At 42.7% G+C, this 22,707-nt stretch carries 18 protein-coding genes and 3 pseudogenes; 16 read left to right on the top strand and 5 right to left on the bottom strand.

Annotation, left to right across the window (positions count from 1 at the left end; translation table 11 throughout):
- Together HT699_RS03540 and HT699_RS03535 are read left to right on the top strand one after the other, a co-directional pair.
- Nucleotides 1–155 (top strand): annotated as a pseudogene (locus HT699_RS03540) (IS30 family transposase); the annotation flags it as partial.
- 103 nt (nucleotides 156–258) lie between these two features.
- A pseudogene (locus tag HT699_RS03535) lies at nucleotides 259–651 on the top strand (helix-turn-helix domain-containing protein); the annotation flags it as partial.
- 246 nt (nucleotides 652–897) lie between these two features.
- Here the strand turns inward: HT699_RS03535 and nagA are convergent.
- Complete coding sequence (gene nagA, locus HT699_RS03530; protein WP_001134440.1) at nucleotides 898–2,049, bottom strand: N-acetylglucosamine-6-phosphate deacetylase; 1,152 nt, start codon at nucleotides 2,047–2,049, stop codon at nucleotides 898–900.
- Nucleotides 2,050–2,329: 280 nt separating this feature from the next.
- On the opposite strand from nagA, the gene gmk reads away from it, so the two are divergent.
- The 12 genes from gmk (at nucleotide 2,330) to HT699_RS03470 (ending at nucleotide 15,052) form a co-directional block, all read left to right on the top strand.
- Nucleotides 2,330–2,956, top strand: coding sequence for a guanylate kinase (gmk, locus tag HT699_RS03525; protein ID WP_000775041.1), 627 nt, complete (start codon nucleotides 2,330–2,332; stop codon nucleotides 2,954–2,956).
- 24 nt (nucleotides 2,957–2,980) lie between these two features.
- Nucleotides 2,981–3,295 (top strand): DNA-directed RNA polymerase subunit omega, encoded by a 315-nt coding sequence (gene rpoZ, locus HT699_RS03520; protein WP_000979235.1) that lies wholly within the window; start codon nucleotides 2,981–2,983, stop codon nucleotides 3,293–3,295.
- A 65-nt stretch (nucleotides 3,296–3,360) separates the two neighbouring features.
- On the top strand, nucleotides 3,361–5,757 hold the full coding sequence (locus HT699_RS03515; RefSeq protein WP_000951914.1) for a primosomal protein N': 2,397 nt from the start codon (nucleotides 3,361–3,363) through the stop codon (nucleotides 5,755–5,757).
- Nucleotides 5,758–5,769: 12 nt separating this feature from the next.
- Nucleotides 5,770–6,705 (top strand): methionyl-tRNA formyltransferase, encoded by a 936-nt coding sequence (fmt, locus tag HT699_RS03510; protein WP_000163714.1) that lies wholly within the window; start codon nucleotides 5,770–5,772, stop codon nucleotides 6,703–6,705.
- Nucleotides 6,698–8,011 (top strand): 16S rRNA (cytosine(967)-C(5))-methyltransferase RsmB, encoded by a 1,314-nt coding sequence (gene rsmB / locus HT699_RS03505; protein WP_014017339.1) that lies wholly within the window; start codon nucleotides 6,698–6,700, stop codon nucleotides 8,009–8,011. The genes fmt and rsmB overlap by 8 nt, the downstream gene beginning before the upstream one ends.
- Nucleotides 8,012–8,025: 14 nt before the next feature.
- Nucleotides 8,026–8,766, top strand: coding sequence for a Stp1/IreP family PP2C-type Ser/Thr phosphatase (locus HT699_RS03500; RefSeq protein ID WP_000406237.1), 741 nt, complete (start codon nucleotides 8,026–8,028; stop codon nucleotides 8,764–8,766).
- Entirely contained in the window at nucleotides 8,763–10,742 is a 1,980-nt protein-coding gene (gene stkP, locus HT699_RS03495; RefSeq protein ID WP_172934099.1) for a serine/threonine-protein kinase StkP, read from the top strand. Before HT699_RS03500 ends, stkP begins: the two co-directional genes overlap by 4 nt.
- A 114-nt stretch (nucleotides 10,743–10,856) precedes the next feature.
- The gene (locus HT699_RS03490) at nucleotides 10,857–11,615 is read left to right on the top strand and encodes a threonine/serine exporter family protein (RefSeq protein ID WP_000392948.1); all 759 of its coding nucleotides are present in this window, start codon (nucleotides 10,857–10,859) and stop codon (nucleotides 11,613–11,615) included.
- 1 nt (nucleotide 11,616) lies between these two features.
- Nucleotides 11,617–12,066: a threonine/serine exporter family protein gene (locus HT699_RS03485; RefSeq protein ID WP_000172685.1), complete on the top strand. Its 450-nt coding sequence runs from the start codon at nucleotides 11,617–11,619 to the stop codon at nucleotides 12,064–12,066.
- Nucleotides 12,067–12,226: 160 nt separating this feature from the next.
- A complete protein-coding gene (locus tag HT699_RS03480; RefSeq protein WP_025170610.1) occupies nucleotides 12,227–12,475 on the top strand; it encodes a hypothetical protein in 249 nt (82 codons plus the stop codon).
- 130 nt (nucleotides 12,476–12,605) lie between these two features.
- Nucleotides 12,606–13,778, top strand: coding sequence for a hydroxymethylglutaryl-CoA synthase (locus HT699_RS03475; protein WP_000151945.1), 1,173 nt, complete (start codon nucleotides 12,606–12,608; stop codon nucleotides 13,776–13,778).
- Entirely contained in the window at nucleotides 13,778–15,052 is a 1,275-nt protein-coding gene (locus HT699_RS03470; RefSeq protein WP_138701898.1) for a hydroxymethylglutaryl-CoA reductase, degradative, read from the top strand. Before HT699_RS03475 ends, HT699_RS03470 begins: the two co-directional genes overlap by 1 nt.
- Nucleotides 15,053–15,087: 35 nt before the next feature.
- On the opposite strand, the gene HT699_RS03465 is transcribed toward HT699_RS03470, so the two are convergent.
- On the bottom strand, nucleotides 15,088–16,053 hold the full coding sequence (locus HT699_RS03465; protein ID WP_000226012.1) for a LacI family DNA-binding transcriptional regulator: 966 nt from the start codon (nucleotides 16,051–16,053) through the stop codon (nucleotides 15,088–15,090).
- Nucleotides 16,034–17,488 carry a glycoside hydrolase family 32 protein gene (locus tag HT699_RS03460; RefSeq protein ID WP_172934098.1) on the bottom strand — a complete coding sequence of 485 codons (1,455 nt, stop codon included), beginning with the start codon at nucleotides 17,486–17,488 and terminating at the stop codon, nucleotides 16,034–16,036. The genes HT699_RS03465 and HT699_RS03460 overlap by 20 nt, the downstream gene beginning before the upstream one ends.
- Nucleotides 17,489–17,863: 375 nt before the next feature.
- On the opposite strand from HT699_RS03460, the gene HT699_RS03455 reads away from it, so the two are divergent.
- Together HT699_RS03455 and scrK are read left to right on the top strand one after the other, a co-directional pair.
- Nucleotides 17,864–19,750: a sucrose-specific PTS transporter subunit IIBC gene (locus HT699_RS03455; protein WP_191996320.1), complete on the top strand. Its 1,887-nt coding sequence runs from the start codon at nucleotides 17,864–17,866 to the stop codon at nucleotides 19,748–19,750.
- A 149-nt stretch (nucleotides 19,751–19,899) separates the two neighbouring features.
- Nucleotides 19,900–20,787, top strand: coding sequence for a fructokinase ScrK (gene scrK, locus HT699_RS03450; RefSeq protein WP_000164308.1), 888 nt, complete (start codon nucleotides 19,900–19,902; stop codon nucleotides 20,785–20,787).
- Nucleotides 20,788–21,106: 319 nt separating this feature from the next.
- On the opposite strand, the gene HT699_RS03445 is transcribed toward scrK, so the two are convergent.
- Nucleotides 21,107–21,724 carry a TVP38/TMEM64 family protein gene (locus HT699_RS03445; RefSeq protein ID WP_000076168.1) on the bottom strand — a complete coding sequence of 206 codons (618 nt, stop codon included), beginning with the start codon at nucleotides 21,722–21,724 and terminating at the stop codon, nucleotides 21,107–21,109.
- A 399-nt stretch (nucleotides 21,725–22,123) separates the two neighbouring features.
- Nucleotides 22,124–22,432, bottom strand: a pseudogene (locus tag HT699_RS03440) (IS30 family transposase); the annotation flags it as partial.
- Nucleotides 22,433–22,707 lie beyond the last annotated feature (275 nt).

Below are 22,707 nucleotides of genomic sequence, written 5' to 3'. Positions count from 1 at the left end.
ATGAGAATCACAACAGGCTCATTCGTAGATGGTTACCTAAGGGGACTAAGGAAACGACTCCCAAAGAAGTCGCATTCATCGAAAATTGGATTAATAACTATCCTAAAAAATGCTTGAACTACAAATCACCCAGAGAATTTATTCTTCATGGCTAACTTGAACTTGAAATTTGGCTCGAATGTGAGAATGTCTTTAGTAAATCGAACGTGAAAATGTCCCATTTGATAAAATAGTCGTATGAAAAGTATCCAACTGAATATGAATGAAACGAAAAAATATCTTGTGATAAAAGCTATAGACCAAGGAAAGAAAACAAAGAAACGACCCTGTGTCGAACTGAATCTTTCTGAAAGACAAATCAATCGTCTGCTACTAGCCTATCAACAGAAAGGAAAAAAAGCCTTCAGACACGGAAACAGAAATCGAAAACCAAAACATGCAATCCCTGATGAAATCAAAGAACGTGTCCTAAAGAAATACCTCTCCTATGAAACATATAAACCAAATGTCCTTCATTTCTGTGAATTACTAGCTGAAGAAGAGGGAATTCAGCTCTCTGATACAACTGTTAGAAAAATACTCTATAAGGAAAACATCCTCTCTCCCAAGTCTCACAGAAAGACAAAGAAGAGACTAAGAAAACAAGCTAAACTGAGCCTGGAACAACTCGTAAACGCTCCAAGTTGGTCTACTGCCCAAGTAAAATTTATACTAAACAGAAATTAAAAAACAAATTAGAAGACTTGGATTGCACAGCTCAAAATACTGATTTTAGAAAGTGGAATACTAATTAATGGAGTTGTAACAAATAGTTGACAGTGTTTGTTGCTTTTTGACTTCAAAGGAGTATTACTGGATTTTCTCCTCAAATTAGACTTTTGCCCAGACTCTTCTCTCTTATGCTTGATAACGTTTCACACCATCTAGATAGGTTGCTACCAATTCCAAATCTTTGTCTAAAACAATAAAATCTGCATCATAACCTTCACGAATTTGTCCACAGACGTCATCGATGTGAACGGATTTAGCTGGGTTGAAGCTGGCCATCATGACTGCTTCATGCGGATTCGCAATTCCCCATTCGACTACATTCTTCACACCATCTTTGAGTTTGAGGATAGAACCTGCCAAGTTACCTGTCGATTTGAGGCGTGCAGTTCCATTTGCAACGACAACTGGGAATTCTCCCAACATATAGTCACCGTCTTCCAATCCACCAGCTGTCATACAGTCTGTAATAAGAGCAATGTTTTCTGTCCCTTTTTGTTTGATAAGAATTTCGCAGGCTTTTGGATCTACGTGATGGCCATCACAGATCAACTCTGCATAGGTATGAGGTAATTGATACATGGCTCCAACCATACCCAGTTCGCGGTGAGTCAACCCACGCATTCCATTGTAGGCGTGTACCCAAACACTCGCTCCAGCATCGACTGCTTTTTTAGCTTCATCAAAAGTCGCGTTTGAGTGCCCAAGAGCAACCGTTACACCTTCTCCGGTGATAGTCCGTACAAAGTCTTCTACACCTTCACGCTCTGGCGCAAGAGCAATTTTATTTAGCAAGCCATTTGCTGCTTTTTGCCAAGCACGAAACTCATCCATGCGAGGATCTTTCATGTAGGCAGGGTTTTGAGCCCCCTTGTATTTCTCTGTGAAATAAGGCCCTTCAAAATAAATTCCACGAATTTTCGCGCCACTTGCTTCTTGATAACGAGCACCGATATTTTCAGTTACCGCAAGCAATTGCTCATAAGTCGATGTCAAAGTTGTTGGCAAGAAGCTCGTTACCCCCATGCTGAGGAGTCCTTCACTCATAGTATGAAGCGTTCCTTCGATATTATTATCCATAACATCCACACCGCCAAATCCATGAATGTGGGTATCCACAAGTCCTGGAGCAATGCTATAACCTGTATAGTCAATCACCTCAGCTCCTTCAGGAATCTGCTCTACATGTTTTCCAAACTTGCCGTCCACAAGTTCCAAGTAACCACCTCGACGAACTCCGTGTGGGTAGAAAAACTGATCCGCTTTAATATAGTTAGGCATAATGTTAACCTCCTTAAAAAATTGATTCTACAATTTATTATGTCAATTACATTATAAACCTTTCTTTTTCATTTGTAAATGGTATAGACCTATTTTCTGAAGATATTTTAAAAGCGATATTTCACGTTCGAATCACAACACATCTAAATAAATAAGAAAGAGCAGTTGAAAAATTACTGCTTTTTTGTTACACTAGATAGAAAGACTGTAAAGGATAATCTGGCTTTTTGCCATTATTCTAGAGAAATGTTATTTCACAGACTGACTAAAAGGAGACACAATGGCAGACCGAGGCTTACTAATCGTTTTTTCTGGTCCTTCAGGGGTTGGAAAAGGAACGGTTAGAAGAGAGATTTTTGAGAGTTCTGAAAACCAATTTCAATACTCTGTATCGATGACGACACGCGCACAACGTCCTGGAGAAGTGGACGGTGTTGACTATTTCTTCCGTACTCGCGAAGAGTTTGAAGAGTTGATTCGTCAAGGACAGATGTTGGAATATGCAGAATATGTCGGCAACTACTATGGAACCCCTTTGACCTACGTCAATGAAACCTTGGACAAGGGAATTGATGTTTTCCTTGAAATTGAGGTTCAGGGCGCTCTTCAGGTCAAGAAAAAGGTTCCAGATGCTGTCTTTATCTTCCTGACACCACCAGATTTGGATGAATTGCAAGATCGTTTAGTAGGTCGTGGAACAGATAGTGCAGAAGTGATTGCCCAACGAATCGAGAAAGCCAAGGAAGAAATTGCCCTCATGCGTGAGTATGATTATGCGATTGTCAACGATCAGGTGCCCCTAGCTGCTGAGCGTGTCAAACGTGTGATCGAAGCAGAGCACTTCCGTGTGGACCGTGTCATTGGTCACTATCAGGAGATGTTACCAAAGTCTCCAACTACCCGATAAAATTTAGAAAATAGGTACAAGCAAATGATGTTAAAACCCTCTATTGATACCTTGCTCGACAAGGTTCCATCAAAATATTCACTCGTAATCTTGGAAGCAAAACGTGCCCACGAATTGGAAGCAGGTGCGCCAGCAACTCAAGGTTTCAAGTCTGAAAAATCAACTCTTCGCGCTTTAGAAGAAATCGAATCAGGAAACGTTACAATTCACCCAGATCCAGAAGGAAAACGTGAAGCAGTGCGTCGCCGTATCGAAGAAGAAAAACGCCGCAAAGAAGAAGAAGAAAAGAAAATCAAAGAGCAAATCGCTAAAGAAAAAGAAGATGGTGAAAAAATTTAAGGTTGGGGGGACTCAATCTTATTTTTTCTATTGCAAGAATGTACTGACAAGGAGGAGGTGAGAAGATGGCCATAGCCAAGATTATTGTAGATGTGCCCTTGATGCAGACGGACCAGCCCTATAGTTATAGGATTTCTGAGGAATTTGAGGGAATGCTGGAAGTTGGGATGCGGGTTCATGTGCCTTTTGGTAAGGGCAATCGCCTGATTCAAGGAATTGTTCTTGGTTTGGAGTCTCAATCAGATGAAGAAGAGATGGAGCAAGATTTAAAAGATATTGCAGAGGTGCTGGATTTTTCTCCTGTTCTCACGAAAGAACAACTCTGGCTGGCTGAGGAGCTCCGCAAATCTGTATTTTCTTACAAAATCTCTATTCTCAAGGCTATGCTACCGGGATTTCTGAACTCCAGTTATGATAAGATTCTCTATCCTCTGGAAGGCTTGAGTCAGGAAGACCGAGAGCGCTTGTTTGGTTCAGAAGATTCGCTAGCCTTTTCTTCTCTAGATTTAGGTAAGCAAGCTGAAATGATGCGTTTGACTAGGAAAGGTCTGCTTGGTCTGGAATATCAGGCAATTGATCAAAAGAAAGTCAAGACCCAGTCTTGGTATGAGGTAGACCTTGCTCAATTAGAAAGTGTAGAGATTGCTGCACGTGCCAAGAAAAAGTTGGAATTGAGAGACTATTTACTGTCTCATCCTGAGAGTGCTTCCTTGGCTAGTTTGTTAGAGTCCTACTCGCGGGAGCAAGTCAACTTCTTTGTGGAACAAGGTGCTGTTACTATAGTCCAAAAGGAAGTTCAACGCTCGGCTGCTTATTTTGAAGGCATTGAAGCAAGTCAGCCTTTGGAGTTGAATCCAGAGCAAAGACAGGCGCGTGATGCGGTTGTGAGTGCGATTGGCAGTCACCAGCCTCCCTTCCTCCTTCAAGGGATTACAGGAAGTGGGAAGACGGAGGTTTATTTGCAGATTATCCAAGGAGCCTTGGACAAGGGCAAGACAGCTATTTTGCTGGTACCTGAGATTTCCTTGACTCCTCAGATGACGGAGCGTTTTATTGCTCGATTTGGTGAGAAAGTGGCCATTCTTCACTCAGGCTTGTCTAATGGTGAAAAGTATGATGAATGGCGCAAGGTTGAGCGTGGAGACGCTCAAGTTGTTGTGGGTGCTAGATCGGCCATCTTTGCTCCGCTGAAAAATCTGGGTGTCATGATTATCGATGAAGAGCATGAAGCGACTTATAAGCAGGACAGCAATCCCCGTTATCATGCTAGAGAGGTAGCCATTTTACGGGCTCAGTATAATCAAGCGGCTCTGGTGCTTGGGTCTGCAACGCCGAGCTTAGAGAGCCGGGCGCGTGCTGGCAAAGGCGTCTATCAACACTTACGTCTAACCCAGCGTGCCAATCCTTTGGCTACAATCCCTGAGGTTCAAGTGATTGATTTTCGGGATTATATCGGACAAAACGAGACGTCAAACTTTACGCCTCCTTTGCTAGAAGCCATCCAAGACCGTCTGGCTAAAAAAGAGCAGGTGGTTCTCATGCTCAATCGCCGTGGCTATTCTAGCTTTGTCATGTGTCGGGAGTGTGGGACGGTGGATACTTGTCCCAACTGTGACATTTCCTTGACCTTGCACATGGATACCAAGACCATGAACTGCCATTATTGTGGTTTTTCAAAGAACATTCCTCAGGTCTGTCCTAACTGTAAGAGTCGCAGCATTCGCTACTACGGGACGGGAACCCAGAAGGCTTATGACGAGCTAGCAGAACTCTTTCCCCAGGCCCGTATTTTGCGGATGGATGTGGACACGACTCGTAAGAAAGGCAGTCATCAAGCTCTACTTGATCAGTTTGGACGAGGGGAAGCGGACATATTGCTTGGTACTCAGATGATTGCCAAGGGTTTGGATTTTCCCAATGTGACCCTAGTCGGAGTTCTAAATGCGGATACGGCCTTGAATCTGCCTGATTTCCGTTCTTCTGAGAGAACCTTCCAGCTCTTGACTCAGGTGGCAGGTCGAGCAGGACGTGCTGAAAAAGCTGGGCAGGTCTTGATTCAGTCTTACAATCCTCAGCACTACGCTATTCGATTTGCAAAAGACCAGGACTACGAAGGCTTTTATGCTTATGAAATGGGTATCAGACGACAACTTGGCTATCCACCTTACTATTTCACCATTGGCATTACCCTTTCTCACAAGAAAGAAGAAGAGGTGGTCAAACGTGCCTATGAAGTCATGAACATTTTGCGGTCAGGTTTGTCTGAAACCAGTAACATCCTCGGGCCAACGCCCAAACCCATCGCCCGTACTCACAACCTCTATCATTACCAGATTTTAATTAAATACCGTTTAGAAGATGAGCTGGGACCAACCCTCAACCAGGTCTTGGCCTTGACTCAAGAAAGGGAAAATAGTGAGCTCCGTCTCAGCATTGACCATGAGCCACAGCAATTTTTATAAGAAGGAGAAGATATGACAAAACTAATCTTTATGGGGACACCCGACTTTTCAGCAACAGTCTTAAAAGGACTTTTGACAGATAACCGTTACGAAATTCTAGCCGTTGTGACCCAGCCAGACCGTGCTGTCGGACGTAAAAAAGTTATCCAGGAAACCCCAGTTAAACAAGCTGCAAAAGAGGCAGGACTTCCTATCTACCAACCTGAAAAACTATCTGGAAGTCCAGAGATGGAAGATCTTATGAAGCTAGGAGCAGATGGGATTGTGACTGCCGCTTTTGGCCAGTTTCTCCCAAGTAAACTCCTTGATAGCATGGACTTTGCGGTCAACGTTCACGCGTCACTCCTTCCTAAACATCGTGGTGGTGCTCCGATCCATTATGCCTTGATTCAAGGTGATGAGGAAGCTGGTGTAACCATTATGGAGATGGTTAAGGAAATGGATGCAGGGGATATGATTTCTCGTCGTAGTATTCCGATCACAGATGAGGACAATGTTGGCACCTTGTTTGAAAAATTGGCGCTAGTTGGTCGTGATTTGCTTTTGGATACTTTGCCTGCCTACATTGCTGGTGACATCAAACCTGAACCGCAGGATCCAAGTCAGGTTACTTTCTCGCCAAATATCAAGCCAGAGGAAGAAAAGTTGGATTGGACTAAAAGCAATCGTCAACTTTTCAACCAAATCAGAGGGATGAACCCCTGGCCTGTTGCCCATACTTTCCTTAAGGGCGACCGCTTTAAGATTTATGAAGCCCTGCCAGTAGAAGGTCAGGGAAATCCAGGAGAGATTCTCTCTATCGGCAAGAAAGAATTGATTGTCGCAACGGCAGAAGGAGCTTTGTCTCTTAAGCAAGTGCAGCCAGCTGGTAAGCCTAAGATGGACATCGCTTCCTTCCTCAACGGAGTTGGACGTACATTGACTGTAGGAGAACGATTTGGTGACTAAAGTAGAAACGGCTAGAAGTTTAGCCCTGGCAGTATTAGAGGATGTTTTTATCAATCAAGCATACTCAAATATCGCCTTAAATAAGCATCTCAAGGGAAGTCAACTTTCGGCAGCAGACAAGGGCTTAGTGACCGAGCTAGTCTATGGAACGGTAGCCCGTAAACTGACTCTGGAATGGTACCTATCCCATTTTATCGAAGACAGAGATAAGTTAGATAACTGGCTCTATGTCCTTCTTCTCATGAGTGCCTACCAGCTCCGCTATTTGAACAAGATTCCAGATTATGCTGTGGTCAATGAAGCAGTGGAATTGGCCAAAGTCCGTAAAAAAGGCAGTGAAAAATTGGTCAACGCCGTCCTTCGCCGTATCTTGCGTGAAGGCTGGCCAGATATTGCTAGCATCAAACGAAAAAACAAGCGTGACTCCATCGCTTATTCCCTTCCGGTTTGGCTAGTTGCAAAGCTCAAGGAAGAATACGGAGAGGAGCGAGCGCAAGCTATTTTTGAAAGTCTCTTGGTGCGAAACAAGGCCAGTATTCGTGTAACTGATTTAAGCCGAAAAGAGGAAATCCAAGCCTTATTGGAGGCGAATAATTCCCTTTTAGCAACCACTGGTCTGGTTAAGGAGCAAGGGCATTTTGCAGGCCATGATTTGTTTGCAGAAGGGACTATAACCATCCAAGACGAGTCTAGTCAGCTGGTTGCGCCAACTTTGAATTTGCAGGGAGATGAGCGAGTGCTTGATGCCTGTGCGGCTCCGGGTGGGAAAACAGCCCATATAGCCTCTTATCTCACGACAGGTCAGGTTACTGCTCTGGACTTGTACGATCACAAGTTGGACTTAATTCAAGAAAATGCTCAACGTCTGGGAGTTGCAGATCGGGTTCAAAGGCAAAAATTGGATGCCAGAAAGGTGCATGAGTTTTTTAGTCAGGATTCATTTGATAAGATTTTAGTGGATGCTCCCTGTTCAGGAATCGGTCTTTTGCGCCGAAAACCAGATATCAAATACAATAAAGAAACGGCAGATTTCGCGTCCTTACAGGAAATTCAGCTAGAAATATTAGGTAGTGTTTGTCAAACACTAGGCAAAGGTGGTATAATAACTTATAGTACCTGTACTATTGTCTCAGAGGAGAATTTTCAAGTCGTTGAGGCGTTTTTAGAAAGTCATCCTGAGTTCGAGCAGGTAAAGCTAGAACATGAATGTAAGGATATCATGAAAGACGGCTGTATCCTCATTACACCTGAATTGTATGGAAGTGATGGATTCTTCATCAGTCAATTTCGCAAGATATCGGATTAGGAAGGAACTGACACATGGAAATTTCATTATTAACAGATGTTGGTCAGAAACGGACAAATAACCAAGACTATGTCAACCACTATGTCAATAGAGCTGGACGTACTATGATTATTTTAGCTGATGGGATGGGAGGTCATCGCGCAGGGAATATCGCTAGTGAAATGGCGGTAACAGACCTAGGTATAGCTTGGGTTGATACCCAAATCGATACAGTCAATGAAGTGCGTGAATGGTTCGCCCATTACCTAGAAATTGAAAATCAAAAGATTCACCAGCTTGGTCAGGATGAAGCTTACAGAGGTATGGGAACTACTTTGGAAGTCCTTGCTATTATCGATAATCAGGCTATCTATGCTCATATTGGTGATTCGCGTATCGGCTTGATTCGTGGAGAAGAATACCATCAGTTGACGAGCGACCATTCTTTGGTCAATGAATTACTCAAGGCTGGTCAATTGACACCAGAAGAGGCAGAAGCTCATCCGCAAAAAAATATTATCACCCAGTCTATTGGGCAAAAAGATGAAATTCAGCCTGATTTTGGGACAGTGATCCTTGAGTCAGGTGACTATCTCTTGCTCAATAGTGACGGCTTGACCAACATGATTTCAGGCAGTGAGATTCGGGATATTGTAACCAGTGATATTCCTTTAGCAGATAAAACGGAGACACTTGTTCGTTTTGCTAACAATGCAGGAGGTTTAGACAACATTACGGTTGCCCTTGTTTCTATGAACGAGGAGGATGCAGAATGATCCAAATCGGCAAGATTTTTGCCGGACGCTATCGGATTGTCAAACAGATTGGTCGAGGAGGCATGGCAGATGTTTACTTAGCCAAAGATTTGATTCTAGACGGGGAAGAAGTGGCAGTGAAGGTTCTGAGGACTAACTACCAGACGGACCCGATAGCTGTAGCTCGTTTTCAGCGTGAAGCGAGAGCTATGGCAGATTTAGACCATCCTCATATCGTTCGGATAACAGATATTGGTGAGGAAGACGGTCAACAGTACCTCGCTATGGAGTATGTGGCTGGACTTGACCTTAAACGCTATATCAAGGAACACTATCCTCTTTCTAATGAAGAAGCCGTCCGTATCATGGGACAAATTCTTCTCGCCATGCGTTTGGCTCATACCAGAGGGATTGTTCACAGGGACTTGAAACCTCAAAACATCCTCTTGACACCAGATGGGACTGTCAAGGTTACAGACTTTGGGATTGCAGTAGCCTTTGCTGAGACGAGTCTGACTCAGACTAACTCGATGCTGGGCTCCGTTCATTACTTGTCACCAGAGCAGGCGCGTGGTTCTAAGGCGACTGTACAAAGTGATATCTATGCCATGGGGATCATTTTCTATGAGATGCTGACAGGCCATATCCCTTATGATGGGGATAGTGCAGTGACCATCGCCCTCCAGCATTTCCAAAAACCCCTGCCGTCCGTTATTGCTGAGAATCCATCTGTGCCCCAGGCTTTGGAGAATGTTGTTATCAAGGCAACTGCTAAGAAATTGACAGATCGCTATAAATCAGTTGCTGAGATGTATGTGGATTTGTCTAGTAGTTTGTCTTATAATCGTCGTAATGAACCAAAGCTGATCTTTGACGATGCGACTAAGGCAGATACCAAGACCTTACCGAAGGTTTCCCAGAGTACCTTGACATCTATTCCTAAGGTTCAAGCGCAGACAGAACACAAACCAATCAAAAAACCAAGCCAGGCTGTGACAGAGGAAACTTACCAACCACAAGCACCGAAAAAACGTAGATTTAAGATGCGTTACCTGATTTTTTTGGCCAGCCTTGTATTGGTGGCAGCTTCTCTTATTTGGATACTATCCAGAACTCCTGCAACCATTTCTATTCCAGATGTGGCAGGTCAGACAGTTGCGGAAGCCAAGGAAACGCTCAAAAAAGCCAATTTTGAGATTGGAGAGGAGAAGTCAGAGGCCAGTGAAAAGGTGGAGGAAGGGCGGATTATCCGTACAGATCCTGGCGCTGGAACTGGTCGAAAAGAAGGAACGAAAATCAATTTGGTTGTCTCATCAGGCAAACGATCCTTCCAAATTAGTAATTATGTCGGCCGGAAATCCTCTGATGTCATTGCGGAATTAAAAGAGAAAAAAGTTCCAGATAATTTGATTAAAATTGAGGAAGAAGAGTCCAAGGAGAGTGAGGCTGGAACGGTCATGAAGCAAAGTCTACCAGAAGGTACGACCTATGACTTAAGCAAGGCAACTCAAATTGTCTTGACAGTGGCTAAAAAAGCTACGACGATTCAATTAGGGAACTATATTGGACGGAACTCTACAGAAGTCATCTCAGAACTCAAGCAGAAGAAGGTTCCTGAGAATTTGATTAAGATAGAGGAAGAAGAGTCCAGCGAAAGCGAACCAGGAACGATTATGAAACAAAGTCCAGGTGCAGGTATCCCTTATGATTTGAGTAAACCTACTCAAATCGTCTTGACAGTAGCTAAAAAAGTTACAAGTGTTGCCATGCCGAGTTACATTGGTTCCAGCTTGGAGTTTACTAAGAACAATTTGATTCAAATTGTTGGGATTAAGGAAGCCAATATAGAAGTTGTAGAAGTGACGAAAGCGCCTGCAGGTAGTGCAGAAGGCATGGTTGTTGAACAAAGTCCTAGAGCAGGTGAAAAGGTAGACCTCAATAAGACAAGGGTCAAGATTTCAATCTACAAACCTAAAACAAGTTCAGCTACTCCTTAAAATCAGATGGATAATCAAAATAAGTAATCAATCTTTGTCATGATTTCATGGCAAAGATTTTTTTTGACTCCAGATTTGTGATAGAATAGAAGGAGTTGATAAAAGGAGGAACGCATGGAAGAATCAAGAGAATTAAATGCCGTCATCGATGTGATTATGCTAGCGGGGACTATTCTCCTTAAAAGTGGTTCAGAGATTCATCGCGTAGAAGATACCATGATTCGGATTGCGCATTCGCAGGGGATTGTGGATTGCAATGTCCTTGCCATGCCTGCCGCTATCTTTTTCTCTATTGAAAATACCAATATTTCGCGCATGAAGCGGGTGACCTCCTCTTCTTATAACATCGAAAAAGTCTGCGATGTGAACCAGATTTCTCGTCAGCTGGTTGGGGGGCAGATTGATTTAGAAACAGCCTTTAAGCAATTGACGGCCTTGCAGGCCCAACCCCTTCCCTATACTAAGTTGCAGGTAACTCTGGCTGCGACCTTAAGTGCTCCTTTCTTTTCGGTTATGTTTAGTGGAAATATCTACGACGCACTTGGGGCAGGAGTGGCGACCTTATTTGGTTTTGCCTTTTCCCTCTATGTGGAGAAGTTTATCCGAATTCCCTTTGTGACAGCCTTTGCTGGGGCCTTCGTCTTTGGAATGATTGCCCAGTTTTGGGCTCGCTACACAGGCTTTCCTTCAACGGCAGACTTGATTATAGCTGGTGCGGTCATGCCGTTTGTTCCAGGAATTGCCTTGACCAATGCGGTTCGTGATATTATGACCAACCACATAAACTCTGGTATGAGCAAGATGTTTGAATCCCTGCTCATTACCCTTGCTTTAGGGGCAGGAACTTCTGTCGCCTTGGTATTGATGAACTAATATGACACTAATAACCTTTTTATTACAAGCAGTAGCAAGTCTTCTTGCTATTATTACCTTTCTAATCGTACTCAATGTTCAGCGGTCCATGCTCTTACCAGGAGGAATTTTGGGCATGGCTGTCTGGCTAGTCTATCTCTTGCTCAAGGAACCGACCAATGTTATTGTGGCTACTTTTATTGCAGCCATTATAGGTTCTTGTGTCAGCCAGATTTTAAGTATTCTTTATAAGACTCCTGCTGTGGTCTTTATCTTAGCAATCTTGGCACCCTTGGTTCCGGGTTATCTCTCCTATCGGACAACTGCCTTTTTTGTGACAGGGGACTATAATAAAGCGCTGGCAAGTGCAACATTAGTTGTTATGCTGGCTCTGGTCATTTCCATTGGAATGGCTAGCGGAACAGTGATTCTCAGACTATATCATTATATAAAAACACATCGAGTATCGTAGACTTTACAGAAATAAAAGAATTTTCTGAAAAATGAGATAAATATAGTGACAAGGCTTTCTATGTATGCTATTCTCTCTATATAAAGGAGGAAAAATCATGAAAAAATCACTATTTTCCTTATTGTCTGTAAGTCTACTGACTTTGTTGCTTATCCCAGTCATGGTTTCTAGTTTGGGTTCAGAGTTTCAAAGTGGATTACAAGAGCATCAGTTGATTGCCGAAAAGGTTAGTAAAACACTTGACAAGACATTTGATAAGGATGTCAGAGAAATTCCGACCAGTCAGTTTTATCAAGAATTTGTAGATGAGATGGGAAGGACTTACTCAGGAAATTTAATCCTCCAGGAACTGATAACTGAGAATGGGGCTTATAAAGCTACTTATATCGGTGAACTCTCTAGCAACTAATCATTCTTTGAAATTATGACCAATAAGAGGCTTGATTTGGTGAATCAAGTCTTTTTTATCTCTTTTACTGCCATTTGTGATAAAATAGTACCGAACGATTTTTTACATGAATGATAAAACAGAGGTAAATATGACAATCGGTATTGATAAGATTGGTTTTGCGACCAGTCAATATGTCTTGAAGTTACAAGACTTAGCAGAAGCGAGGGGAATTGACCCTGAAAAATTAAGCAAAGGACTCTTACTCGAGGAATTGAGTATTGCGCCCTTAACTGAGGACATCGTGACCTTGGCGGCCAGTGCTAGTGACTTTATTTTAACTGAGCAAGAAAGAGCAGAAATTGACATGGTCATTGTGGCGACCGAGTCAGGAATTGACCAGAGTAAGGCTGCAGCCGTCTTTGTGCATGGCTTGCTGGGTATTCAGCCCTTTGCGCGTAGTTTCGAGATTAAAGAAGCCTGCTATGGAGCGACAGCTGCCCTTCATTATGCCAAATTGCATGTGGAAAATTCTCCAGAGTCCAAGGTCTTGGTCATTGCCAGTGATATTGCCAAGTACGGTATTGAAACTCCAGGAGAACCAACTCAAGGTGCCGGCAGTGTGGCCATGTTGATTACACAAAATCCACGCATGATGGCCTTTAATAATGACAATGTTGCTCAAACCCGTGACATCATGGATTTTTGGCGTCCAAATTACTCGACAACTCCTTATGTAAATGGTGTCTATTCTACCCAACAATATTTGGATAGTTTGAAAACGACTTGGCTTGAATATCAAAAACGCTACCAGCTTACTTTGGATGATTTTGCGGCTGTTTGTTTCCATTTGCCTTATCCTAAATTAGCCTTAAAAGGTTTGAAAAAAATCATGGATAAGAGCCTGCCTCAAGAGAAAAAAGACCTCTTGCAAAAGCATTTTGACCAGTCTATTCTTTACAGTCAAAAGGTGGGGAATATCTACACAGGTTCACTTTTCCTTGGGCTTCTGTCTCTCTTGGAAAATACAGATAGCTTGAAGGCTGGGGATAAAATCGCCCTTTATAGTTACGGAAGTGGTGCTGTAGCTGAGTTCTTCAGCGGTGAATTGGTTGAAGGTTATGAAGCTTATCTGGATAAAGACCGCTTGAACAAGCTCAACCAACGAACTGCCTTATCTGTTGCAGACTATGAAAAAGTCTTCTTTGAAGAAGTAGACTTAGATGAAACAAATTCTGCTCAGTTTGCTGGCTATGAAAATCAAGATTTTGCCTTGGTTGAAATTGTTGACCACCAACGCCGTTATAGCAAGGTTGAAAAATAATGAAGATAAGTTGGAATGGATTTTCTAAAAAATCATACCAAGAGCGCCACGAGCTGTTAAAAGCTCAGGCGTTCCTTAGTCCTGAGAGGCAAGAGAGTTTAGAGCAGGATGAACAGATGAGTGTAACTGTGGCAGACCAGCTGAGTGAGAATGTGGTGGGAACTTTTTCTCTGCCTTATTCGCTGGTCCCAGAGGTTCTCGTTAACGGTCAGGAATACACAGTTCCCTATGTGACAGAAGAACCGTCCGTGGTTGCTGCGGCCAGCTATGCTAGTAAAATCATCAAGCGAGCAGGTGGCTTTACTGCTCAGGTTCATGAGCGCCAGATGATTGGACAGGTAGCCCTTTATCAAGTTGCTGACCCTGAACAAGCGCAAGAGAAGATTGCCAGCAAGAAAGCAGAGCTCCTAGAACTTGCCAATCAAGCCTATCCTTCTATCGTTAAACGTGGAGGTGGGGCGCGTGATCTGCATGTCGAGCAGATAAAAGGCGAACCAGACTTTCTCGTTGTTTATATTCATGTCGATACCCAGGAAGCCATGGGTGCCAATATGCTCAACACCATGCTGGAAGCCTTGAAACCAGTCTTAGAAGAACTCAGTCAGGGACAGAGTCTCATGGGAATCCTGTCCAACTACGCAACTGATTCTCTGGTGACTGCAAGCTGTCGCATCGCCTTTCGCTACTTGATCCGCCAAAAGGAGCAAGGACGAGAAATTGCAGAGAAGATAGCCTTGGCTAGTCAGTTTGCGCAAGCTGATCCTTATCGAGCGGCTACCCACAATAAAGGGATTTTTAACGGTATTGATGCCATTTTGATTGCCACTGGTAATGACTGGCGTGCCATTGAGGCGGGGGCTCATGCCTTTGCTAGTCGAGACGGGCGCTATCAAGGTCTCAGTCGCTGGACGCTGGATCTTGAAAGAGAAGAATTGGTCGGTGAGATGACCTTACCCATGCCTGTAGCGACCAAGGGTGGCTCTATCGGCCTCAACCCACGTGTAGCTCTCAGTCATGATCTACTAGGAAATCCTTCTGCCAGAGAATTAGCCCAGATTATCGTGTCCATCGGTCTTGCTCAAAATTTTGCGGCCCTCAAAGCCTTGGTGAGTACAGGGATTCAGCAAGGCCACATGAAATTGCAGGCTAAATCTTTGGCACTTCTCGCAGGTGCTAGTGAATCCGAAGTTGCTCCCCTAGTCGAGCGCCTCATCGCAGATAAAACCTTTAACCTAGAGACAGCCCAGCGCTACCTAGAAAATTTAAGATCATAAAAACTCAGACGAATTCGGTCTGAGTTTTCTTGTATTTAAATACTTTTTCCTGGTAAAAGAGTAACTGGCAAAAAGTAACCAGTTGTGGTGACTTCCTTGCCTTCGATCTTTTGCAAGAGGAGGTCAACAGTGAGGCAGGCAATTTCTTCCATAGGTTGCTTGATGGTAGCCAATTGAGGGTAGTAATTTTCGATAAAGTAAGTACCATCATAGCCGATGACCTTGAGCTCTTCAGGGACAGAAATGCCCAGTTCTTGAGCAATTTTAATGACTAGAATAGCAGTTAAGTCATCTGAAGCAAAGATGGCATCTGGCTCTTGTCGAGTTAAGATATTCTTGATTTCCATTTCTTTTCTGACGGGAGAAAAGTCACTGGAAACATTGATAATAGGAGCTTGGGGGAGTACAGATGCAAAACCAGCGTGGCGTAGTCCAGTTGGTGAATTGGAATTGTCATTCCCTGTAATCATGATGATAGATTGGGCACCTGTCTTAACCAAGGTCTGGGCAGCAAGAACCCCACCAGCATAGTTGTCAGAGGAGACGACAGGGATGTCTGGCGATAGGTTTCGGTCAAAGGAAATAATCGGCGCTGTCACACGATTGTAGTCTTCGATTCCCAAGTTGTGACTACCAGAAATGATGCCGTCCACCTGATTGGCTTCCAACATTTCGATGTATTCGCGTTCCTTTTCAGAATCGTGCTCACTGTTGCAGATGATGGTCTTGTAACCATTTTTGAAGAGTTGGTGTTCCAGCTTATCAATCAATTCTGCATAGAAAACGTTGGAAATATTGGGGAAAATCAAGCCGATTAACTTAGCCGATTTTCCTTGCAGACTACGAGCCAGGTTGTTGGGTTTATAGCCCAATTCTCTCATGGCTTCATTGACTTTTTGGATGGTTTTTTCAGATAGATACCCTTTTTTGTTGATAACCCGAGAAACGGTAGTAGGGCTGACGCCTGCAAGTTTGGCGACATCAGTTAGTTTTGCGACCATAATCTAATTCATAGTAAGTTCCAGTTGGGTTTCCAGATTTGATGAGGATCCCATTTTGGTCCGCATGTGGGAAGACACGACCAGAAAATACTTTTTCTCCTTTATTGATGAAAATTTCAAAGACAGAGTTATCGATGAAAATCGTAGCAGTAGTAGCTTGATTGTCGATAGGGCAAGAGCGAGTAGTTCCAAATTCTTGGGCATACTGTTCTCCAGCCTGGCTACGATCCACTGTTACTTGACCATTTACAAGGTCAAAGTTGATGGAAAGTCCCTTGCCTTCTTGATCAGCAAGTAAGACAATCTCGCTCTGGCTATTAGTTTCCAAGTTGAGTTCAAGTTCGTAAGCGTTCTTAGTTTGGGCACGGTTTGAGAAGGCTTCTTCAGAAGCACGAAGGTCCTTGATAGCTGCGACTGGGTATTGGTAGAGTTTGCCGTCTTTGATAGTGAGTTCCTTGACCAAAGAGAAGGTTCCTTGGTGGTCAAAACGGTCAGATGGATATGAAACATCAGGCAAGCCAAGCCAGCTAACAGCTAGAGCACGTCCATCAGGAGCGTTGAAGGCTTGAGTTGCATAGGCTTCGAAACCATAGTCCATGTTTTGAAGTTGAGACACATCTACCATTTTAGCATTTTCAGGGTCAAAGGAAGCCCCAATCTTATACATATTTGGAAAGATATTATCGTAGTCTAGAACTTTCTTATCCAATCCTTGTGGGCAGTAGAGAAGGACAGGTTGTTCCCCTACAAAGACCAGATTTGGACATTCCATCATGTAGGCGGTACGGTCGTTAGCAAAGTCAAGGTTGCCAACGGCTTGCCAGTTTGTATAGTCGTTGTCTACAGCCTTGTAGAGACGGACGAAGCCTTTTTTCTCCAAGTCCTGTCCACCGACGATGGCATAGTATTGGCCCTTGAAGTTAAAAATTTGCGGGTCGCGGAAGTGGTCAGTAGAGTCTGCTGGCTGGTCAATCAAGATCTTGTCAATCTTCGTAATCTTGCCATCCTTGTCCATCAAAGCACCGATCTGGTATGGGTGACGAATCCAGTTTTCATCGCGGACATTTCCTGTATAAAATAGGAACAAGTTATCGCCAAACTGCATGGCAGAACCAGAGTAGGCACCGTGGCTATCTAATGGAGTATCTGGTAAAACTTTGATTCCAGTTTCTCTAAAGTGAACCAAATCATCACTTTCTAGCTGTGCCCAAGATTTTAAACCGTGGGCCGCACCAAAAGGAAAATTCTGGTAAAAGAGGATCCACTTGCCATCAAAGTAAGAAAAGCCATTTGGGTCGTTGAGAAGTCCTGTTTTTGGCTCAACATGGTAATGAGTATGCCATGGAGATTGTGCTATATTTTTCTTTATATTTTGAATTTCTTCTTGCGTCCAATCTTCATAGGGTCTATAACGACGCTCAGTAGTCCATTCCATTTATTCCTCCAAAAATCTTATTACTTTTAATAGTAACCGTTTTCGGTTAAAAAAGCAAGTCTTTTATGTTAAAAAAGAGAAAAACTGTCAAACGTTAGTCATAAAATAAATTCAGGAAATCAATCAAATTTTCACGAAAATATGAAAGATAATGAAATAAAAACCTTTTTAACTAAGATTTCAAACTTATTTTTTCAAGGAATATCTGATAAAATAATCAAAAACAATCAATCTAAAGAGTGCCCACTAAGTGGATAGAACATTTTTCTGCAAAACGCTTGACATATTTCTAAAACATGATAAAATAATAGTCGTAAGGGCGAATAAAATCGCTTTCAAACAAGAACAAAATGTTATATAAGGAGATTTTTGCAAATGAACAATCAGGAAATTGCAAAAAAAGTCATCGATGCCTTGGGCGGACGTGAAAATGTCAACAGTGTTGCCCACTGTGCGACTCGTCTACGTGTCATGGTCAAAGATGAGGGGAAAATCAATAAAGAAGTAATTGAGAATTTGGAAAAAGTTCAAGGTGCTTTCTTTAACTCAGGTCAATACCAAATCATCTTTGGTACTGGTACCGTTAACAAAATGTACGATGAAGTTGTTGCACTTGGTTTGTCAACATCATCTAAAGATGACATGAAAGCAGAAGCTGCTAAACAAGGGAATTGGTTCCAACGTGCTATCCGTACTTTCGGTGACGTTTTCGTTCCAATCATCCCAGTTATCGTAGCGACAGGTCTCTTCATGGGTGTGCGTGGTCTTTTCAACGCTCTTGGAATGACACTTCCAGCTGACGTGACAACTTACACTCAAATCTTGACAGATACAGCCTTCATTATCTTACCAGGTTTAGTTGTTTGGTCAACCTTCCGTGTATTCGGTGGAAATCCTGCCGTTGGTATCGTTCTTGGTATGATGCTTGTTTCTGGCTCACTTCCAAACGCTTGGGCGGTTGCTTCAGGTGGTGAAGTAACAGCCATGAACTTCTTTGGTTTCATCCCTGTTGTTGGTTTGCAAGGTTCAGTTCTTCCAGCCTTCATCATCGGGGTTGTCGGAGCTAAATTTGAAAAAGCTGTCCGCAAGGGTGTTCCAGATGTGATTGACCTCTTGGTAACACCATTCGTGACACTTTTGGTTATGTCTATCCTTGGACTCTTTGTCATTGGACCAGTATTCCACGTCGTTGAAAACTACATCCTTATCGCTACAAAAGCGATCCTCAACATGCCATTTGGTCTTGGTGGTTTCTTGATTGGTGGGGTTCACCAATTGATCGTCGTGTCAGGTGTGCACCACATCTTCAACTTGCTTGAAGTGCAATTACTTGCTGCTGACCATGCTAACCCATTCAACGCTATCATCACAGCTGCTATGACAGCTCAAGGTGCTGCGACTGTTGCGGTTGGTGTTAAAACAAAAAATCCAAAACTAAAAACACTTGCTTTCCCAGCAGCTCTTTCTGCCTTCCTAGGTATTACAGAGCCTGCTATCTTCGGGGTGAACTTGCGCTTCCGTAAACCATTCTTCCTTTCATTGATTGCTGGTGCAATCGGTGGTGGATTGGCTTCTATCCTTGGACTTGCTGGTACTGGTAATGGTATCACCATCATCCCTGGTACAATGCTTTATGTTGGTAACGGACAACTTGCCCAATACCTTCTTATGGTAGCTGTATCATTTGCCCTTGGTTTTGCCCTCACTTACATGTTTGGTTATGAGGATGAAAAAGAAGATGCTACTGAAGTAGCGACAGAACGTTTGGTTCAAGAAGAAACAACTGGTAACATTCCAGCAGCTCTTCAAAATGAAACACTTGTAACTCCTATCGTCGGTGATGTTGTCGCTCTTGCTGATGTCAATGACCCAGTCTTCTCAAGTGGAGCTATGGGACAAGGTATCGCTGTGAAACCTAGCCAAGGTGTGGTCTATGCACCTGCTGATGCTGAAGTTTCAATTGCCTTTCCAACAGGACACGCTTTTGGTTTGAAAACAACTGATGGTGCTGAAGTCTTGATCCACGTTGGTATCGACACTGTAACAATGAACGGTGAAGGTTTTGAAGCAAAAGTTGCTCAAGGTGATAAGGTTAAAGCTGGCGATGTTCTTGGAACATTTGATTCAAACAAAATCGCTTCAGCTGGACTTGATGATACAACAATGGTTATCGTTACAAACACAGCTGACTACGCTTCGGTAGCTCCAGTCGCAACAGGTTCAGTTGCTAAGGGGGATGCTGTGATCGAAGTGAAAATCTAATCAATCCTCTTTAATGTGAAAACGAACAAATGACATGTTTGTTCGTTTTTGCTTGAATGGTAAGATTTACAGAGGAAAATCTAAAAAATAGAGAAATTTAGACTTTCGAAATATGCTATAATAAAGAAAATAAAAACAAGAGGTTTATCATGACAAAATTATATGGAAGCTTGGAAGCGGGCGGTACAAAGTTTGTCTGTGCTGTCGGTGATGAAAACTTTAACGTTGTAGAAAAAACACAATTTCCAACAACAACTCCAATCGAAACAATAGATAAAACCATTGAGTTCTTCTCGAAATTTGATAATCTTGCTGGTCTTGCAGTCGGTTCATTTGGTCCGATTGATATTGATAAAAACTCAAAAACTTATGGCTTTATCACAACGACTCCAAAACCAAACTGGGCAAATGTGGACTTGCTTGGGGCTCTTCGTCGCGCCCTCAACGTGCCAATGTACTTCACAACAGACGTAAACAGCTCTGCTTATGGTGAAGTGGTTGCCCGTAACAATGCTGGTGGTCGTATCGAAAACTTGGTTTACTACACAATCGGTACAGGTATCGGTGCAGGTGTTATCCAACGTGGTGAGTTTATCGGTGGTGTGGGTCACCCTGAAATGGGTCATTATTATGTTGCTAGACACCCAATGGATATTGAAAAAGAGTTTAAGGGTGTTTGTCCTTTCCACAAGGGATGTCTGGAAGGCTATGCAGCTGGTCCAAGTTTGGAAGCTCGTACAGGTGTTCGTGGGGAAAATATTGAACTCAATAACCCTGTTTGGGATGTCCAAGCCTACTATATCGCTCAAGCTGCGGTTAATGCGACAGTGACTTTCCGCCCAGACGTGATTGTCTTTGGTGGAGGGGTCATGGCTCAACAACATATGCTGGACCGTGTCTGTGAGAAATTTACATCTCTTCTTAATGGTTACCTACCAGTACCAGATGTGCGTGACTATATCGTGACGCCAGCAGTCGCAGGAAATGGTTCTGCCACACTTGGGAACTTTGTTCTTGCAAAAGAAGTTTCAAAATAAAGCACAAAATCCGCTTGGGAAACCAAACGGATTTTGTGGTTGCAAATAATATTTTTGAGCCTTTCCTTAAGTGATTACGGACGGTAGCGACTTTCTTCGAAATTCCATACCTAAACTTTGAGCCTAATGTCTCAAAGTTTCCGAATGCCTGAAACCATTAGATTTCAGGTGTTTCTATCACGGCGGAAAGGCTAGGTAAGTCCTCGCCTTACTATCGAAAAATATGCATGATTTCCATACCAAAGTATATTTAGTATTAAGCTATAGTTAATCTACGCTTTAAAAATCCACTTGGGAAACCAAACGGATTTTTTACGTGTCAAAGCATTTGCCAGAAAAAGTCAATAATATAGGTCAGACCGTAGGTATAAACCACGAGGGTAAAGGGTTTGGTCAGAATGATGATGGTCATGTAGCGCTTGAAACTCATCTTGGTCAGGGCAGCCAGCATACAGAGAAAGTCAGCTGGGCTAATGGGCCAAATCATCATAAAAATAAAGAAACGGTCAAAACGATTGCCTTTATCTAGCCAGCCGATGTACTTGTCGTAGGTGCGCTTGCTGACGACAGACTGGACAAAGGCAGCCCCATAGAGGCGCACCAGATAAAAGATAATGGCACAGCCAATCACGATGCCGATATAGTTGTAGATAGTCCCGATGATGTGACCGTAGATAAAGACACCAGCCACCGAGGTCAAGGCTCCTGGAATGATAGGGACGACCGTCTGTAAAATCTGTAAAAAGATAAAGAGAGGTGGCCCCCAGATACCTGCCTGCTGGATGAAGGCAGAGAGGGTTTCCTTAGACTGTAAAATCCCAGCCTGATAAGCCCAAATACAGAAAATCAAACTCCCAACCCCACCGACAATCGATGAGATGTTGATAACTTGCTGCAGAAGGGGAGAAACAGCTTTCATTTGTTTATCCTGTGACATGTAAACTCCTCATAGATAGTATAACTCTACTATACCATATTTTGGAGGAGAAAGGGGGAATGAGTCTTTTTTGATAAGGAATAGAAAGTAAATAGCCCTTCGAGACTTAGAATAGGTCTGTCAACTAAAGGTTATATGCATTCTAGGTTTCGAATAATCGCAATTCCATAAATTTAAAAGCATTCTAAGTTCGAATAGCTTATCTGATATAATTTTGAGGCATTCGAGCTTTCGAATAGTCATCTTCTCTAAAGTTTAGATGTGTTCTGAAGCTAGAAAGACTAAAATCTAAAAATAATAAGAGTCTCTCTGATGGATGTAATTTATGTCTAGTATGAATCTTTTGAATTGTTAGTTAATTTTAATATTAATCAGTTCTGAAATAATTACTAAATATAGTTAGATGGTGAATGAATTATTGCTAAATTTCAAGTTCAAGTTAGCCATCCAGAAGTCTTCTCTGGGGGACTTGTAGTTCAAGCATTTTTTAGGATAGTTGTTCATCCACTTTTCGATGAATGCGACTTTTTTAGGAGTCGTTTTCTTAGTTCCCTTAGGCTTAGGTAACCATCTACGAATGAGCCTGTTGCGATTCTCATTAGTTCCCCTTTCCCAAGAGGCATAGGGATGTGCATAGTAGATATGCTCCTTAGAAAACATATGGGACAAGCGGTTGAATTCCGTTCCGTCCATTAGTAGATAAAGGATTACTCCTTCTTGAAATGACAGATGAACTTGTTTCTTATAAAAATGTTGTCTGAAACTATTCGCTTTTTTCCAGAAGTTTTAGAGGAAGAAAACTTTATGAGGAAAAAGGAGTTACTCAAATAACAATTCAGGATTAAAAATAGACAGTTGAGGAGCGGAAGGTATAAATTAAGTTTGCTACTGTATAATGGATTTATCACTAATATTCTTCGAAAATCTCTTCAAACCACGTCAGCTTCGCCTTGCCGTAGATATAGTTACTGACTTCGTCAGTT

The sequence above is a fragment of the Streptococcus sp. 1055 genome (assembly GCF_013276815.1).
Taxonomy (GTDB): domain Bacteria; phylum Bacillota; class Bacilli; order Lactobacillales; family Streptococcaceae; genus Streptococcus; species Streptococcus pseudopneumoniae.
Note: the sequence above shows the minus strand (reverse complement) of the source record. Positions and strands in the feature narration are given on the sequence as shown.